Genomic DNA, 15,716 nt, shown 5'->3' with positions numbered 1-15,716 from the left:
GCGGGTCGTCAGTCGCTGATCCAGGCCACCTCGTAGGGGTCGAGTCGGATCGCGCGGCTGGAGCCGCTGATCTCGGTGGCGGCGGTGACGTTGCGGCGCACCCGCGCCTCCGGCAGGACGTGGACCGGTAGCTGGACCGGACGGTCGGTGACGTTGTGCACCGCCAGCAGGGTCTGGTCGCCGCGCCGGCGCTGGAGCGCGAACAGCGACGGGCCCAGGTCGACGACCTGCTGCGCGGCTTCGGGATGAAAGGCCGGCTGGCGCGCGCGGATGGCCAGCAGCCGCTTGAGCCGCGCGAATACCCGGGCGTGCGCGCCGTCGGCGCCGAGCTTGTACTCCAGCTCGCCCATGTCCCAGCGGCGCCGGTTGATCGAACGGTAGCGTCCGCTGTGCTCCACGCCGGCGCGGTCGTTGTGGGTGGCGGTCAGGCTGTGGAAATACAGCGCCGGGATGCCGGCCAGCGCCATCGAGATCGCCTGGCTGCAGATGAAGCGGTCCATATGCGCGTTGCTGTCGTGTTCCTCCGGCGCCGCGAGCAGGTCGTAGTAGGCGATGTTGAGCTCGTAGGGCTGGTGCGAGCCGTCGGCGACCGCGCGCGTGGAGACGAAGCCGCCGCGTTCGCGGGTCGCGTCGACGAGCGTGGTGATGGCCTCGGCGTCGAGGATGCCTTCCACCGCGCGCAGGCCCACGCCGTCGTGGCTGGCGGTGAAGTTCAGGAAATGACAGCCCTCGGGCAGCGCTGGCAGCGTCTTCGCCCACGCCGTGAGCGCGCTCGCTTCGCCGGTGAGCAGGGCGTGCGAGGCCAGCGGCGGCAGCGCGAACTGATAGGCCACATGCGCCTCGTCGCCGTCGACGAGATAGGAGATGTTCTCCGCATGCGGGACGTTGGTCTCGGTGATCAGCTGCACGCCCGGCGCGTAGTGGTCGAGCAGGGCGCGCAGGAACTTGACCAGGCGATGCGTCTGCGGCAGGTGGATGCAGGGCGTGCCGAGTTCCTTCCAGAGAAAGGCCACCGCATCCAGGCGCAGCAGCCGGGCGCCCCGGGCCACGTACTCGAAGATGATGTCGATGAATTCGTCGAGCACCCTCGGGTTGGAGAAATCCAGGTCGATCTGATCCTCCGAGAAGGTCGCCCAGAGATGCCGCGTGCCGCGGGCGGTGGCGACTTCGGCCAGCAGCGGCGTGCTGCGCGGGCGCACCACCGCGCGCAGGTCGGTCTTCGGATCCACCTCGATGAAATAGTCGCGGCCGGGATCGGTGTCGCCCAGATAGTTGGCGAACCACTGGCCCTTGCGGGAGGCGTGGTTGAGCACCAGATCGAACATCAGCGGATGATCCGCGGCCAGGGCGCTGACGTCGTCCCAGTCGCCGAGTTCGGGATGGACGGCGCGATAGTCCATGACCGAGAAGCCGTCGTCCGAACTCTCGGGAAAGAACGGCAGGATGTGGATCGCCGAGATCGCGTCGGCCAGATGCGCGGCCATGAACGCGCGCAGCGTGGCCAGCGGCGATTCCCCCGGACGCTGCACGATGTCGGCATAGGTGATGAGTACGTTGAAGGCGGCGTCGATCGACGTCTCGCTGGCGATCGGCAGGCCGTGACGCACCGCGGCGGCGGCCGCGGCATCGACGCATTCGGCCGCTGCGCGCTCGCCGTAGAGCGGGCTCAGCCAGTCCTGGAGGTCGTCGCGGCTCGGCGCCGCGGTTTCATTCGCATCGAGCATGCGCCATGTGATCCAAGAGTTGTGCCAGCAGCCATTATGACGGCCGTCGCGCGGCGTCACGACCGCGGGCGCCGGTCTGCGGTCGTACGTCGCCGCTCCGGGCCCTTGACGGTGCATCGCGGATGCACCGTTCGCGCGCACGCCGGCTGACAGGCGCGCCCGGCCGGGGCCGTTAGGGCCGCCGCGGGCGGGGCGTTATACTGTGCGGTCGACTCCAGCCATCGCGCCGGTCGCGGACCGCGGCACGGCAGGACGACAACGCCCGCATGAGCAGTCAGACCCATTTCGACGTCATCGTCGTCGGCGGCGGCCACGCCGGCACCGAGGCCGCGACCGCGGCCGCCCGGGCCGGCGCGCGCACGCTGCTGCTGACCGACAACATCGAGACCATCGGCCAGATGTCCTGCAACCCGGCCATCGGCGGTATCGGCAAGGGCCATCTCGTGCGCGAGATCGACGCGCTCGGCGGCGTGATGGGGCGTGCGGCCGATCGCGGCGGCATCCAGTTTCGCCGGCTCAACGCGCGCAAGGGCCCGGCCGTGCGCGCCACCCGCGCCCAGGCCGACCGCGCGCTCTACAAGGCGGCGGTGCGATCGATGGTCGAGAACCAGCCGAACCTGCATCTGTTCCAGCAGTCGGTGGCCGATCTGGTGGTCGACAACGGCCGCATCGCCGGCGTCGAGACCGCCATGGGCCTGACCTTTCATGCGCGGACCGTGGTTTTGACCGTCGGTACGTTTCTGGGCGGCACCATCCATGTCGGCCACAAGCGCTTCGGCGGCGGTCGCGCCGGGGATGCGCCCTCGAACGCGCTCGCCGAGCGCCTGCGCGCGCTCGATCTGCCGGTGGGCCGGCTCAAGACCGGCACGCCGCCGCGTATCGACGCCAAGACCATCGACTATGCGCAGCTCGCCGAGCAGCCGGGTGACGACCCTGCGCCGGTGTTTTCGTTCATGGGCCGGCGCGCCGAGCATCCGCGCCAGGTGAGCTGCCACATCACCTACACCAACGCGCGCACCCACGAGATCATCCGCGACAACATCGGCGAGTCGGCGATGTACTCGGGCCGGATCGACTCGGTCGGCCCGCGCTACTGCCCGTCGATCGAGGACAAGGTGGTGCGCTTCGCCGACAAGGATTCGCACCAGATCTTCATCGAGCCCGAAGGCCTGGACGCGGCCGAGGTCTACCCGAACGGCATCTCCACCAGCCTGTCGTTCGAGACCCAGCTCGCCGTGGTGCGCTCGATCGCCGGCTTCGAGAACGCGCATATCACCCGCCCCGGCTATGCGATCGAATACGACTATTTCGATCCGCGCGCGCTGCGGCCCACGCTGGAGACCAAAGCGCTGGCCGGGCTGTACTTCGCCGGCCAGATCAACGGCACCACCGGCTACGAAGAGGCCGCGGCGCAGGGCCTGCTGGCCGGCATCAACGCCGCGCGCGCCGTGGCCGGCGAGAATGGCTGGTCGCCGGCGCGTCACGAGGCCTATCTCGGCGTGCTCGTCGACGATCTGGTCACCTGCGGCACGCTCGAGCCCTATCGCATGTTCACATCCCGGGCCGAGCATCGCCTGCTGCTGCGCGAGGACAACGCCGACGCGCGGCTCACGCCGATCGGGCGCGAACTGGGGCTGGTCGACGATGCCCGCTGGGCGGCCTTCGAGGCCGGGCGCGACGCCGTGGCGGCCGAGCAGGCGCGCCTGGCCGCGATCACCGTCAAGCCGGCGGATCTGGGCGCCGACGGCGGCGCAGCGTGGCTGGGCGGCGCGCTCAAGCAGGCCACGGCCGCCGCCGATCTGCTCAAGCGCCCCGGTGTGGATCATGCCCACGTGGCCGCGATCGCGTCGGTGGGCGCGCCGGTGCTCGATCATCTCGACGCCGAAGCGGCCGAGGCCGTGTGCGAACAGGTCGAGGTCCAGGCCAAGTACGCGGGTTATATCGATCGCCAGAACGCGGAGATCGACAAGACCCGCGCGCACGAGGCGACGGCGTTGCCCGCCGATCTCGACTACGCGGCCGTGTCCGGGCTGTCGAACGAGCTGCAGGGCAAGCTCGAGGCCGTGCGCCCGGCCACGCTCGGCCAGGCGGCGCGTATTCCGGGCATGACCCCGGCGGCCGTGTCGCTGCTGCTGGTGCATCTGAAAAAGACCGGCGCGGCCCTGGCCAAGAGCGCCTAGCGACGGAGCGCGCGCGGCATGTCGTGTAGTCTGGCCGCTGGTCTGCAACCCCGTTTGGATCGCCCGATGCGCGCTGTTCCGCTTTCCTGCTGGCTGGTGGTGACGTCCCTGCTCCTGGCTGCCTGCGGCGGCGGCGAGGACGAACGGTCGAGTTTCCCGGTGGAGATCAGTCCCGAGGTCCGCGACGACGGTACGACGGTCTTCCGGCGCGGCAACGGCGCCGAGCCGGGGACGCTGGACCCGCATCAGGCGCGCGGCGTGCCGGCGGCCAACATCCTGCGCGATCTCTACGAAGGGCTGGTCTCGATCTCGCCGACGGGCGAGGTGGAGCCGGGCAACGCCGCCGACTGGACGATCAGCGACGACAAGCTGACCTACACCTTCGAGCTGCGCGCCGACGCCCGCTGGTCCAACGGCGAGCCGGTCACCGCGCAGGACTATGTCTACGGGCTGCGCCGGGCGGTGGATCCGGCCACGGCCTCGCCCTACGCCCAGCTGCACACGCCGATCGAGCACGCCGCGGCGATCATCGACGGCGACCGGCCGCCGGACAGCCTCGGCGTGCGTGCCGTCGACGACCATCGGCTGGAGATCACGCTCGCCGAGCCGACGCCGTACTTCCTCGGCACCCTGGCCCATCCGAGCAGCTTTCCGGTCTACGCTCCGGCGCTGGAGGCACACGGCGATGCCTTCACCCAGCCGGGCAACGCGGTGACCAACGGCGCCTACACCATGGACGCGTGGCGGGTGAACTCGCGGATCACCCTGGTGCGCAACGACGCCTACTGGGACGACGCCGACACCGCGATCGATCGCGTCGAGTACTACCCCATCGTGGACGCCAATTCCGAGCTGTCGCGCTATCAGGCCGGCGAGCTCGACTGGGCGTCGATGATCCCGCCGTCGCGGCTGGACGCCGCCCGGGAACACATACCCGACCAGTTGCAGATCGAGCCCACCCTGGGCGTGTACTACTACGGGCTTAACGTGCGGCGGGCGCCCTTCAAGGACGCGCCCGAGCTGCGCCAGGCCCTGTCGATGGCCATCGATCGCGAGGTCATCGTCGACAAGATCACCCGTGGCGGCGAGATTCCGGCCTACGGCTGGATCCCGCCGGCGGTCGACGGCTACGAAGGCGCGCGCTTCGAATGGGCCGATCTGCCGGCGGACGAACGCGAGGCGCGGGCCCGGGAACTCTATCGCGAGGCCGGCTATTCCGAGGACGAGCCGCTGCAGCTGGAGATCCGCTACAACAGCAACGAAGCCAACAAGAAGATCGCCTCGGTGATTCAGGCGATGTGGCGGCGCGTGCTCGGCGCGGAAGTCGAACTGCGCAACGAGGAATGGAAGGTGTTTCTGGACGCGGTGCGCAGCGGCCGCGACACCGAGGCCTACCGTCTGGCCTGGATCGGCGACTACGATGACCCCAACACCTTCTTCGAACTGATGAATTCCGGTTTCGGCCTGAACGGCACCGGCTACGCCAGCGATGCCTACGACCGGCTGCAGGAGAAACAGGCGCACATGCCCGACGGCGCCGAGCGCGACGAGGTCATGCATGCCGCCGAGGCGCGGCTGCTCGCCGACAGCCCGGTGATCCCGATCTATTTCTATACCAGCAAGTATCTGGTCAAGCCCTATGTGACCGGCTTCGAGGGCAATCCGCTGGATATCTACTACAGCAAGGATCTGGCGATCGAACCGTGATGCGGCAGGGACTGCGCTGATGCTCGGCTATACGCTGCGCCGGCTCGCCGGCGCCGTGCCCACATTGTTCATCCTGCTCACGCTGGCGTTCGTGATGATGCGCGCCGCGCCCGGCGGGCCGTTTGACGGCGATCGCGAACTGCCGCCGCAGGTGCGTGCGAATCTGGAGGCGAAGTACCATCTCGACGAGCCGCTGTACGTGCAGTACGGGCGCTATCTCTGGGACGTCGCCCGCTTCGACTTCGGCCCCTCGTTCCAGTATCGCGACGTCAGCGTGAACGATCTGATCGCCTCCGGGTTCCCGGTCTCGGCCACGCTCGGGGCGGCGTCGCTGGCCTTTGCACTGATTCTCGGCGTGCCCCTGGGCATGGCCGCGGCTCTGCGCCAGAACGGCGCGATCGACTACACCGCGATGACCGCGGCCATGCTCGGCATCTCCATTCCCAACTTCGTGCTCGCGCCGCTGATGATCCTCGTGTTCGCGGTCTACAACGACTGGCTGCCGGCCGGCGGGCTCGGCGGGCCGCAGCACTACGTCATGCCGGTGATCGCACTGGGCACGGCGATGATGGCCTATGTGGCCCGGCTCGCGCGGGCGTCGATGATCGAGGTCATGCGCTCGAACCACGTGCGCACCGCCCGCGCGAAGGGGCTGTCGGCGGCGCGGGTGGTCTGGGTGCACGCGCTGCCGGCCGCCCTGACGCCGATCGTGTCGTTTCTCGGCCCGGCCGCGGCCGGCATCATCACCGGTTCCGTGGTCATCGAGACGATCTTCGGCATTCCGGGGCTGGGGCAGTTCTTCGTCTCCGGGGCGCTCAACCGCGACTACACGCTGGTGATGGGCGTGGTGCTGTTCTACGGCATCCTCATCGTCGGCTTCAATCTGCTGGTCGATCTGCTCTACGGCTGGCTCGACCCGCGGGTCGCCTACCGATGAACGCCCGCGCCGAGACGCTCGAGCGGGCCGTGCGCGGGCGCAGTCTCTGGCGCGATGCGCTGGTGCGGCTGCGGGCCAATCGCGCCGCGATCGCCTCGCTGGCGGTACTGGGCGTGATCGTGGCCGCCTGCGTGGCCGGGCCGTGGTTCTCGCCGCACGATCATTTCACCCAGGACTACGGCGCAATCTGGGTCGAGCCCGGCCTGGCCGACGCCCACTGGTTCGGCACCGACGGCCTGGGCCGCGATCTGTTCGTGCGCGCGCTCGAGGGCGGGCGCATGTCCCTGCTGATCGGCTTGGTCGCCACCCTCGTGAGTCTGGTCATCGGCGTGGTCTACGGCGCCACCGCCGGCTATCTCGGCGGCCGGGTGGACGGGGTGATGATGCGCATCGTCGACATCCTCTACGCCATGCCGTTCCTGTTCTTCGTGATCCTGCTGATGGTGTTCTTCGGCCGCAACATCCTGCTCATCTTCGTCGCGATCGGTGCGATCAACTGGCTGGACATGGCGCGCATCGTCCGCGGCCAGACGCTGGCGCTCAAGGGCCAGCCCTTCATCGAGGCCGCGCGCATGGCCGGGGCGCCGGCGCCCGCGATCATCGCCCGCCACATCGTGCCCAACCTGCTCGGCGTGGTGGCGGTCTACATCACGCTCACGATTCCGCAGGTGATCCTGTTCGAGTCGTTTTTGAGCTTTCTGGGCCTGGGCGTGGCCGAGCCGGCCACCTCCTGGGGCGCGCTGATCAAGGACGGCGCCGACGAGATGGGCCGGGCGCCGTGGCTGCTGGTGGTGCCGGCGGTGCTTCTGGCGGCGACGCTGTTCTGCTTCAACTTCATCGGCGACGGGCTGCGCGACGCGCTCGATCCGAAAGACCGCTGAGCCGCGGTTAGACTGGCGCCATGCTGCTCGACGTCCGCGATCTGCAGGTGCGCTTCGATACGCCCGACGGCGTGGTCGAGGCCGTGCGCGGGCTGGATTTCGAGCTCGCCGCCGGCGAGTCGCTGGGCATCGTCGGCGAGTCGGGGTCGGGCAAGAGCCAGAGCGTGCTCGCGCTGCTCGGCCTGCTGGCCGCCAACGCCCGGGTCAGCGGCAGCGCGCGTCTGGCCGGCGGTGACGGCGGCATCGAGCTGATCGGCGCGCGGCGCCGGGTGCTGGAGCGGGTGCGCGGCGCGCGCATCGCCATGATCTTCCAGGATCCGATGACCGCGCTCAATCCGCATCTGCGGATCGTCACCCAGATCGCCGAGGTGCTGGTGCGCCACCGCGGCCTGCGCGGGCGGGCGGCCCGGGCACGCGCCATCGAGATGCTGGAAGCGGTGCGGATCCCCGATGCGGCCCGGCGCGCGCGCTATTTCCCGCACCAGTTCTCCGGCGGCATGCGCCAGCGCGTGATGATCGCGATGGCGCTGGCCTGCGAGCCGGAGATCCTGGTCGCCGACGAACCCACCACCGCGCTGGACGTGACCGTCCAGGCCGAGATCCTGGACCTCCTGGCCGAGGCGCGCGCCCGCACCGGCGCCGCGCTGGTGCTGATCACCCACGATCTGGGCGTGGTCGCCGGCCAGTGCGAGCGGATGCTGGTCATGCGCGAGGGCGAGGTCGTCGAGCGCGGCGGCATCGAGCGTCTTTTCGCCGCGCCGGAGCACGACTACACGCGGGCCCTGCTGGCGGCGGTGCCACGGCTCGACCCGCCCGGCGGGGGCGGGTCGTGACCGGGATCTCGGCCGAGTTCGTCGACGCCCTGCAGTTCTGGGCCACGGTCATCATCGTGGTCGGCAGCGCCCTGGCGGCGGCGATCCACGCCCTGCTCACCCGCGAGACGCCCAGCGGCGCCTTCGGCTGGATCGGCGTCTCGCTGCTGTTTCCGCCGGTCGGGCCGCTGCTCTACTACATGTTCGGCATCAACCGCGTGCGCATCCGGGCGCGGCGGCTGGATCGCGCCTCGCGGCACGGTCTCGGCGCGCACCAGCCGGGCGCCAACGCGCCGCTGCGCGACTACAGCGCCTTTCTGGACCCGCGTCGCTACGGCCTGGCCGCGGCCGGCGACCGGCTCTCGGCCTGGCCGATCGTGCCCGGCAACGACGTCGCCGTGCTGCACAACGGCGAGGCCGCCTATCCGCCCATGCTCGAGGCCATCGAACGGGCGACGCGCTTCGTCTACATGACCACCTACATCCTCGAGACCAATACCGTGGGCCGGCGTTTCATCACGGCGCTGGGACGGGCCGCGGCCCGCGGCGTGGATGTGCGGGTGCTCATCGACGGCGTCGGCGAATACTACGCCTGGCCCGGCCGTCGCGCGGTGGCCCTGCTGCGCCGCGAAGGCGTGCAGGCCGCGCGCTTCCTGCCGCCGCGCCTGATCCCGCCGTCGCTGCAGCTCAACCTGCGCAACCACCGCAAGATTCTGGTCACGGACGCCGGCGTGGCGTTCACCGGCGGCATGAACATCGGCGACCGGCACATGGTCACCGAGACCGGCGGCACCGCCGACCTGCAGTTCCGGCTGGCCGGCCCGGTCGTGCGCCAGATCGAGGCCGTGTTCCTCTCCGACTGGGCGTTCGCCACCGGGCGCCAGAGCGGGGTGAGCCGGCGCCGCATCGCCGCCAACGGGAGCGCCGCCTGCCGCACGGTCGAGAACGGGCCGACGCGCGACACCGAGCGTCTGGCCACGCTGCTGGCCACCGCGGTGACCAGCGCCCGCGAGCGGGTGCTGATCATGACGCCGTACTTCCTGCCCGGCCCGGCGCTGATCGGCGCCCTGCAGGCCGCGGCCCTGCGCGGGCTGGACGTGTCGATCGTGCTGCCCGAGCGCAACAACCTGCCGTTCGTGGCTTGGGCCGCGCGCCACGGGCTCGGCGAACTGCTGGCCCGCGGCGTGCGCATCTATCATCGGCCGCCGCCGTTCGCGCACACCAAGCTGTTCGTGGTCGACGACGACTATGCGCTGGTCGGCTCGCCCAATCTCGATCCGCGCAGCCTGCGCCTGAACTTCGAGCTGGCGGTCGAGATCTTCGATACGGCCGCGGTGGCGCGCCTGGCCGAACACCTGCGCGACACGCGCGCGGACAGCCGTCGCTACACCCTGGCCGATCTCAGACGCCGTCGCTGGCCGGCGCGGCTGCGCGACTCCTTCTTCTGGCTGTTCTCGCCCTATCTCTAGGGGCTGTCAACACTTCATGTGAGCCGGCGCCAAGCGCTTGCTGGAAATCGACTCAGGGCGGCAGGACGAGGCGCCGTGCGCGCCGCGGAGTCACTCGGCGCCAGCGTGCGACAACGCTGGATTGCCGTATCCCGGTCGTCTCATGGGACGCTTGTCTTCGGGGTGGGCCGCCCGTGAAACAACCATGCGTGCGCTGCGGCGCTGACAGTCTGGATCGTCGCGCGCCACCGCCACGATCGGCGACCCGCGCGCGGTCTCAAACGCGGCGCTCGTATGGAGCGCTGACAGGCCTTAGTCGGCCGGCGACGGCTGCGCCGCGCCCGGGAACGCCGCGGCCAGCCGCGGCGGCAGGGCGATGCGCATGTGCACCGGCCGGTGGTCCGAGAGCACGGCGTCGATCACGCGGGCGTCCACGACCTCGAGGCCGGGCGACGTCAGGATATGGTCGATGCCCCGGCGCGGCCGCCAGCTCGGGAACGTCGGCAGGTTCGCCTCGTGGACGCGCAGGCCGCTGCGCGCCAGGACCGGATCGGCGATCAGGGCGGCGGCGCTGCAGTTGGTGTCGCCCATGACCAGGACCGGGTCGTGGCCGTCCACGAGCTCGCAGATCGCCGCCAGCTGCTGCGCCCGGCTGCCGGCGCCCAGGGCCAGATGGGTGATGACCACCGTCAGCGCGTTGCCCGGCTCGCCGAAGCGCGCGAGCAGGGCGCCGCGTCCGGGCAGCCGCCCCGGCAGCTTGTGTTCGCTGACCTCGAAGGGCTGGAAGCGGCTGATCAGCCCGAGACCGTGCTGGGCGACGCGGCCGAGGTCGCGATTGACCTGCACCCGCCAGTAGCCGAAGCCGGCCTGCTCGGCGAGCTGCTCGATCTGATTGCGATAGCCGCTGCGGCGGCTGCCGGCGTCGATCTCCTGCAGGCCGATGATGTCGTGGCCGACGAGCAGCTCGCCGATGCGCTCGAGATTGTCGCGCACCTGCTGGCTGGGCAGCACATGCCGCCAGCCGCGGGTCACGTATTCGCGATAGCGCCGGGTGCCCACGCCGACCTGCATGTTGAAACTGAGAACGGACAGACGGCTCGGAGCGTCAGCGGGCGGCATCGCGCGGGGCGGCATCGTTGGGCGAATCTACGACCGCAGCGTACCATCGGGTTCGGTTTCACGCCCCGGGGTATGGGCCAGGCATGAACGATCCGCTGCTGCGCGTCCGCGATCTCAAGGTGCATTTCCCGCTCGCGCCCGCCTGGCCCTGGCAGACCGCCGGAGCGCTGCGCGCGGTCGACGGCGTCGATCTCGATCTCGACAGCGGCCGCACCCTAGGCCTGGTGGGCGAGTCCGGCTGCGGCAAATCCACGCTGGCGCGTGCGCTGACCGGGCTGGCCCCGGTCAGCGCCGGGCGCATCGAACTCGACGGCCGCGCGCTCGGCGGCGAGCGCGCGGCCGCCGCGCGCCGGCTGCGCCGCGACGTGCAGATGATCTTCCAGGATCCGCTGGCCAGCCTCGACCCGCGCATGACCGTGGGCCAGATCGTGGCCGAACCGCTGCGCCATCTTCGGCGCGAGTGGTCCCGCGCAGAGCGCGGCCGCCGGGTGCGGACCATGCTCGAGGAGGTCGGCCTGTCGGCGCATCACATCAACCGCTATCCGCACGAATTCTCCGGCGGCCAGTGCCAGCGCATCGGCATCGCCCGGGCGCTGGTGGTGGAGCCGCGGGTGCTGATCTGCGACGAGCCGGTCTCGGCGCTGGACGTGTCCATCCAGGCGCGGATCCTGGAGCTGCTCGCGCGGCTGCGCGATCGCTTCGGCATCGCGCTGCTGTTCATCGCCCACGACCTGGCGGTGGTGCGCCAGATCAGCGATGCGGTGGCGGTGATGTATCTCGGCCGGCTGGTCGAGCGGGGGCCGGCGGCCACGCTGTTCGACGCGCCGGCGCACCCCTACACGCGGGCGCTGGCCTCGGCGGTGCCGCGGCCGGATCCGGCGAGCGAGCGCAGCCGGCGGCGCATCCGGCTGCACGGGGAATTGCCCTCGCCCGCCGATCCGCCCTCGGGCTGCGTGTTCCGCACCCGCTGTCCCTGGACGCAGGCCGACTGCGCCAGCCAGGTGCCGCCGCTGCGCGAGCACGGCCCGGGCCGCCGGGTGGCCTGTCATCACGCCGAGGCGATCGCCGCCGGCGAGATCGTCGCGGCCTGAACGGCCATGCGCGCATTCGGTCTGCGGCTGCTGGTGCTGGCCGTCGTGCTCGCCGGGCTGGCGGCGCTGGCGGTCACGCTCTGGCACGGCGCGCTCGATCGCTACGCCGGGGCCTGGCGCCACGCCCCGGAGGACGCGGCCTGGGTGTTGTCGGATCGGGCGCGGTCGCTGGTGGACGCCGCCTTCGCCGACGTCGACGGCCGTCCGGTGCGCGATGGGCGGTTGGCCGCCGGGATCGGCTTCGCCGCGCGCGAGGCGGATGCGCTGGGCGGCGGCCGGCATCCGCTGGCCTGGCTGGCCGACCGGGTCCGGGCCCATGCGGCGGGTGTGGACGGCGACGCCGACGCGCCGCAGGCCGAGTATGCGGCCCGTCTGATGCGCCAGATTACGGCCATGCCGGGCGATTATCGCGCCCGGGTCTTCGCCCGCGACGCGGTGTTCGCCGCCGACGGCCGCGCCGAGCCCGAACGCAGCCTCAACGTGATCGCCAACACCCGGGCCCGGGATCTGGCCGCGCGGGCGCCGGCGCAGCTGGGCGCCGCGGTGTCGGTACACCCCTATCGCGCGGACGCGGTCAACGCGATCGCCGGCTGGGCCGAAGCGGGGATCACGCATCTCGGCTGGTGGCCGGTCGCCCAGGGCATCGATCTGGACGATCCGCGCGTGGCCGAGGCCTATGCGGCGATGGCCGAGCACGGCATGACCCTGCACCTGCCGGTGGGCGCGCGGGCGGCCGACAACGGGGCCAGCGGCTGGGTCGACCCGTCGGCGCTGCGCGCGCCGCTGGAAGCCGGGGTGCGGGTCGTGGCCACGCTCGGCGGCGCCCACGGCGAGGACGGCCAGCGCCTCATGCCCGGCCTGTTCGCACTGCTGCGCGAGCCCGCCTGGCGGGACGCGCTCGCCGTCGACCTGGCCGGCGTGCTGGCCGCCGATCGGCTCGACGAGGTCCTGCGCCCACTGCTGCAACACCCCCAGTTCTTCGGGCGACTTCGCTACGCCAGTGATTATCCGCAGTCGGCGATCGCCGCGTCCATCCGGCTGTCGGCGCTGGTGGACGGCGGTTTTCTCGATCCCGCGCTCGTCGCGCCGCTGCGCGAGCTATACGACGTCAATCCGCTGCTGTTCGTGTTCGTCACCCTGCGCCAGGTGCGCCTGCCCGCCACCGAACTGCGGCTGCCGGACGGCGTGTTCTTCGGTGAGCCGGCCTCGTGAGGGCCGACCGCTCGGGATAGGCGGATGCGCGGCGACGCCGCGGCCGGCAACGCGGACGGCCGCCGCGTCGGACTGGCGTGGTGCCGGCGAGGAACAGCCGCCACGCGCGGGTCGGGCCACGAGCACGGTGCGGCGGCTCGGCCGGATTGCCCGGGCGGCGTGCCGCGGGCGCCGCGGCGTCTCGGTGGCGGCGGTTGCACCGGGATGGCGCGGCCGAAGGCGGGACACCGCGGCCTTGAAGCGATCGGCGCTTCCGGGCCGGGATCGGCCGACCGGGTGGGGCGGCCGGACACAAAAAAGCCGCCCCGGAGGGCGGCTTCTCCGCACGGGTCGTGCGGCGCTCTAGAAGCGACGCGGGCCCCGCGGGCGGTCGTCACGCGGGCGCGCTTCGTTCACGCGCAGGGTGCGGCCACCGAGGTCCTTGTCGTTCATGCCCTCGATCGCCTGCTTGGCGGCGTTGTCATCGGGCATTTCCACGAAGCCGAAACCGCGCGAGCGGCCGGTTTCGCGATCCATGATCACCTTGGCGGAGGAGACCTCACCGAAGGCTTCGAACGCGCTGCGGAGTTCGTCGTCGTCGGTGGCCCAGGCCAGGTTGCCTACGTAAATATTCATCTCAACTTGATCCTAGCGATGCCGTGTCATTGCTGTTTCAGAACCGTCCGGACTCGTCAATGACACCAAACTAAGACCAACGGAGAACGGCCGAGCCGTACGCTTTCGCAGTCTACATAAGTTTGTGCGGCCGACAAGAGCGTGCCGATGAATTTAGTTTGAAATTATCGGCCCCGAAACGGGCTAGCCGCATTCGGGGTGATTCGGCGCCTGTTGGTAGAGTTGCATGGCCTCGTCCATATGGCTCGACAGGTTGTTGATCCGGCTGTCGTTGGAGGGGTGGGTGGACAAGAATTCGGCCTGGCCGCCACCGCCGCTGGCCTCGGCCATGTTCCGCCACAGGTCCACCGACTGGCGCGGGTCGAAACCGGCGCGCGCCATGAGCTCCAGGCCCACGGTGTCGGCTTCGCTCTCCTGGGTGCGCGAGAACGGCAGCAGGATGCCGACCTGGGCGCCGAGGCCGAGCGCCGACATGATCGCCTGGCTGCCGGCACCGCCGGAGCCGCCGAGAAACGCCGAGACCACCTGCAGGCCACCCTGCGTGGCGAACTGCTGGGAGACGCGTTCGTTGCCGTGATCGGCCATCACGTGCGCGACCTCGTGTCCGATCACGGCGGCGAGCTGGTCGTCGGTCTCGGCGACATCCAGCAGGCCGGAGTAGACGCCGATCTTGCCGCCGGGCAGGGCGAAGGCGTTGACCTGGTCGTCCTCGAAGACCGTGACCTCCCATTCACCCTGCGGGTCGCTGGCCGAGATGATGGCGTCGGCCACGCACTTCACGTAGCGGTTCTCGGCCGTGCTGGTCTCGATCTGTTCCTCCTGCTTCATCTGCTGGTAGCTCTGGATGCCCATCTTGGCGATCTCGTCGCCGGAGAACAGCTTGAGCTGGCGCCTTCCGGTGGGTGAGGTCGCGCAGGCCACGAGCAGGGACAGCAGGACGGACACGATGATGATGCGGCGCATGATGTTGTCTCTCGAACGCGTTTGAAAGGCCGGCGATGCCGGCGTTCGGTCGTCTGGCGGCTCGCGCGGAACCATCCATCGATGGTAACGCGCCCGGCTTGCGGGTGAATGAACACGAACCCGCCGCCGGCCTTTGTTTACAATCGCGGCCATGGACGACGTATCGACGATTCTGGACCCCCTCAACGAAGCCCAGCGCGAGGCGGTCGGCGCCCCGCCGGGCCACATGCGTGTGCTGGCCGGCGCCGGTTCCGGCAAGACGCGCGTGCTCATTCATCGTATCGCCTGGCTGATCGCGGTGGAAGGCGTCTCACCGCAGTCGATCCTGGCGGTGACCTTCACCAACAAGGCCGCCGGCGAAATGCGGGCGCGCCTGGAACCGATGATCCGGGTGCCGGCGCGGGCGATGTGGGTGGGCACCTTCCACGGCATCGCCCATCGTCTGCTGCGGCTGCATTATCGCGAGGCGAAGCTGCCGCAGGCCTTCCAGATCATCGATGCGGACGACCAGCAGCGTCTGGTCCGGCGCACGCTCAAGAGCCTGGAGATGGACGAGCAGCGCTGGCCGGTCCGTCAGATGGCCGGGTTCATCAACAGCTGCAAGGAAGCCGCCGAGCGCCCGCGCGATCTGGCCGACACCGGCGACTACGCCCGCGCCCAGATGATCCGGCTCTACCAGGCCTACGAGAACGCGCGCGAGGCCGCCGGGCTGGTCGATTTTCCCGAGCTGCTGCTGCGTGCCTACGAGACCTGCCGCGACGACGCCGAACTGCTGGCGCACTACCGCCGGCGCTTCTCGCACGTGCTCGTCGACGAGTTCCAGGACACCAACGCCCTGCAGTACGCCTGGATCCGGCTGCTGGCCGGGGACGCCGGGCGCGTGTTCATCGTCGGCGACGACGACCAGTCGATCTATTCCTGGCGCGGGGCGCGGGTGGACAACATCCTGCGCTTCGAGACCGATTTCAAGGACACGCACACGGTCCGCCTGGAGCAGAACTATCGTTCCACGGGCAGCATTCTGTCG

The 15,716-nt window shown here is 70.4% G+C and carries 13 protein-coding genes; 9 read left to right on the top strand and 4 right to left on the bottom strand.

Going from position 1 to position 15,716, the window contains the following annotated elements; genetic code table 11:
* Nucleotides 1–8: 8 nt before the first annotated feature.
* On the bottom strand, nucleotides 9–1,724 hold the full coding sequence (locus SAHL_RS06770; protein WP_123590650.1) for a sugar phosphorylase: 1,716 nt from the start codon (nucleotides 1,722–1,724) through the stop codon (nucleotides 9–11).
* Between the two features lie 266 nt (nucleotides 1,725–1,990).
* Here SAHL_RS06770 and mnmG point away from each other — a divergent pair, with 266 nt between their 5' ends.
* From mnmG to SAHL_RS06740, 6 genes are all read left to right on the top strand, one after another.
* Entirely contained in the window at nucleotides 1,991–3,904 is a 1,914-nt protein-coding gene (mnmG, locus tag SAHL_RS06765) for a tRNA uridine-5-carboxymethylaminomethyl(34) synthesis enzyme MnmG (protein ID WP_123590649.1), read from the top strand.
* Nucleotides 3,905–3,970: 66 nt separating this feature from the next.
* The gene (locus tag SAHL_RS06760) at nucleotides 3,971–5,611 is read left to right on the top strand and encodes a peptide ABC transporter substrate-binding protein (protein WP_184947454.1); all 1,641 of its coding nucleotides are present in this window, start codon (nucleotides 3,971–3,973) and stop codon (nucleotides 5,609–5,611) included.
* A gap of 19 nt (nucleotides 5,612–5,630) precedes the next feature.
* A complete protein-coding gene (gene oppB / locus SAHL_RS06755; RefSeq protein WP_123590647.1) occupies nucleotides 5,631–6,548 on the top strand; it encodes an oligopeptide ABC transporter permease OppB in 918 nt (305 codons plus the stop codon).
* A complete protein-coding gene (locus SAHL_RS06750; protein WP_123590646.1) occupies nucleotides 6,545–7,429 on the top strand; it encodes an ABC transporter permease subunit in 885 nt (294 codons plus the stop codon). The genes oppB and SAHL_RS06750 overlap by 4 nt, the downstream gene beginning before the upstream one ends.
* A gap of 20 nt (nucleotides 7,430–7,449) precedes the next feature.
* Nucleotides 7,450–8,262 (top strand): ABC transporter ATP-binding protein, encoded by an 813-nt coding sequence (locus tag SAHL_RS06745; RefSeq protein ID WP_123590645.1) that lies wholly within the window; start codon nucleotides 7,450–7,452, stop codon nucleotides 8,260–8,262.
* Nucleotides 8,259–9,710, top strand: a complete 1,452-nt coding sequence (locus tag SAHL_RS06740; protein WP_123590644.1) for a phospholipase D-like domain-containing protein — start codon at nucleotides 8,259–8,261, stop codon at nucleotides 9,708–9,710. Before SAHL_RS06745 ends, SAHL_RS06740 begins: the two co-directional genes overlap by 4 nt.
* 291 nt (nucleotides 9,711–10,001) lie before the next feature.
* On the opposite strand, the gene SAHL_RS06735 is transcribed toward SAHL_RS06740, so the two are convergent.
* Entirely contained in the window at nucleotides 10,002–10,808 is an 807-nt protein-coding gene (locus tag SAHL_RS06735) for an endonuclease/exonuclease/phosphatase family protein (RefSeq protein WP_245968425.1), read from the bottom strand.
* An 83-nt stretch (nucleotides 10,809–10,891) separates the two neighbouring features.
* On the opposite strand from SAHL_RS06735, the gene SAHL_RS06730 reads away from it, so the two are divergent.
* The gene (locus tag SAHL_RS06730; RefSeq protein WP_123590642.1) at nucleotides 10,892–11,899 is read left to right on the top strand and encodes an ABC transporter ATP-binding protein; all 1,008 of its coding nucleotides are present in this window, start codon (nucleotides 10,892–10,894) and stop codon (nucleotides 11,897–11,899) included.
* Between the two features lie 6 nt (nucleotides 11,900–11,905).
* The gene (locus SAHL_RS06725) at nucleotides 11,906–13,111 is read left to right on the top strand and encodes an amidohydrolase family protein (RefSeq protein WP_123590641.1); all 1,206 of its coding nucleotides are present in this window, start codon (nucleotides 11,906–11,908) and stop codon (nucleotides 13,109–13,111) included.
* A 342-nt stretch (nucleotides 13,112–13,453) separates the two neighbouring features.
* Here SAHL_RS06725 and SAHL_RS06720 read toward each other — a convergent pair whose 3' ends face one another.
* Nucleotides 13,454–13,726, bottom strand: coding sequence for an RNA recognition motif domain-containing protein (locus tag SAHL_RS06720; RefSeq protein WP_123590640.1), 273 nt, complete (start codon nucleotides 13,724–13,726; stop codon nucleotides 13,454–13,456).
* A gap of 183 nt (nucleotides 13,727–13,909) precedes the next feature.
* Nucleotides 13,910–14,689 carry a M48 family metallopeptidase gene (locus SAHL_RS06715; protein ID WP_123590639.1) on the bottom strand — a complete coding sequence of 260 codons (780 nt, stop codon included), beginning with the start codon at nucleotides 14,687–14,689 and terminating at the stop codon, nucleotides 13,910–13,912.
* Between the two features lie 151 nt (nucleotides 14,690–14,840).
* On the opposite strand from SAHL_RS06715, the gene SAHL_RS06710 reads away from it, so the two are divergent.
* The coding region (locus SAHL_RS06710; protein WP_148045509.1) for a UvrD-helicase domain-containing protein at nucleotides 14,841–15,716 on the top strand (876 nt) is incomplete at its 3' end.

Origin of the sequence: Salinisphaera orenii subsp. halophila YIM 95161 (assembly GCF_003732545.1) — a bacterium.
Lineage (GTDB): Bacteria > Pseudomonadota > Gammaproteobacteria > Nevskiales > Salinisphaeraceae > Salinisphaera > Salinisphaera orenii_A.
Note: the sequence above shows the minus strand (reverse complement) of the source record. Positions and strands in the feature narration are given on the sequence as shown.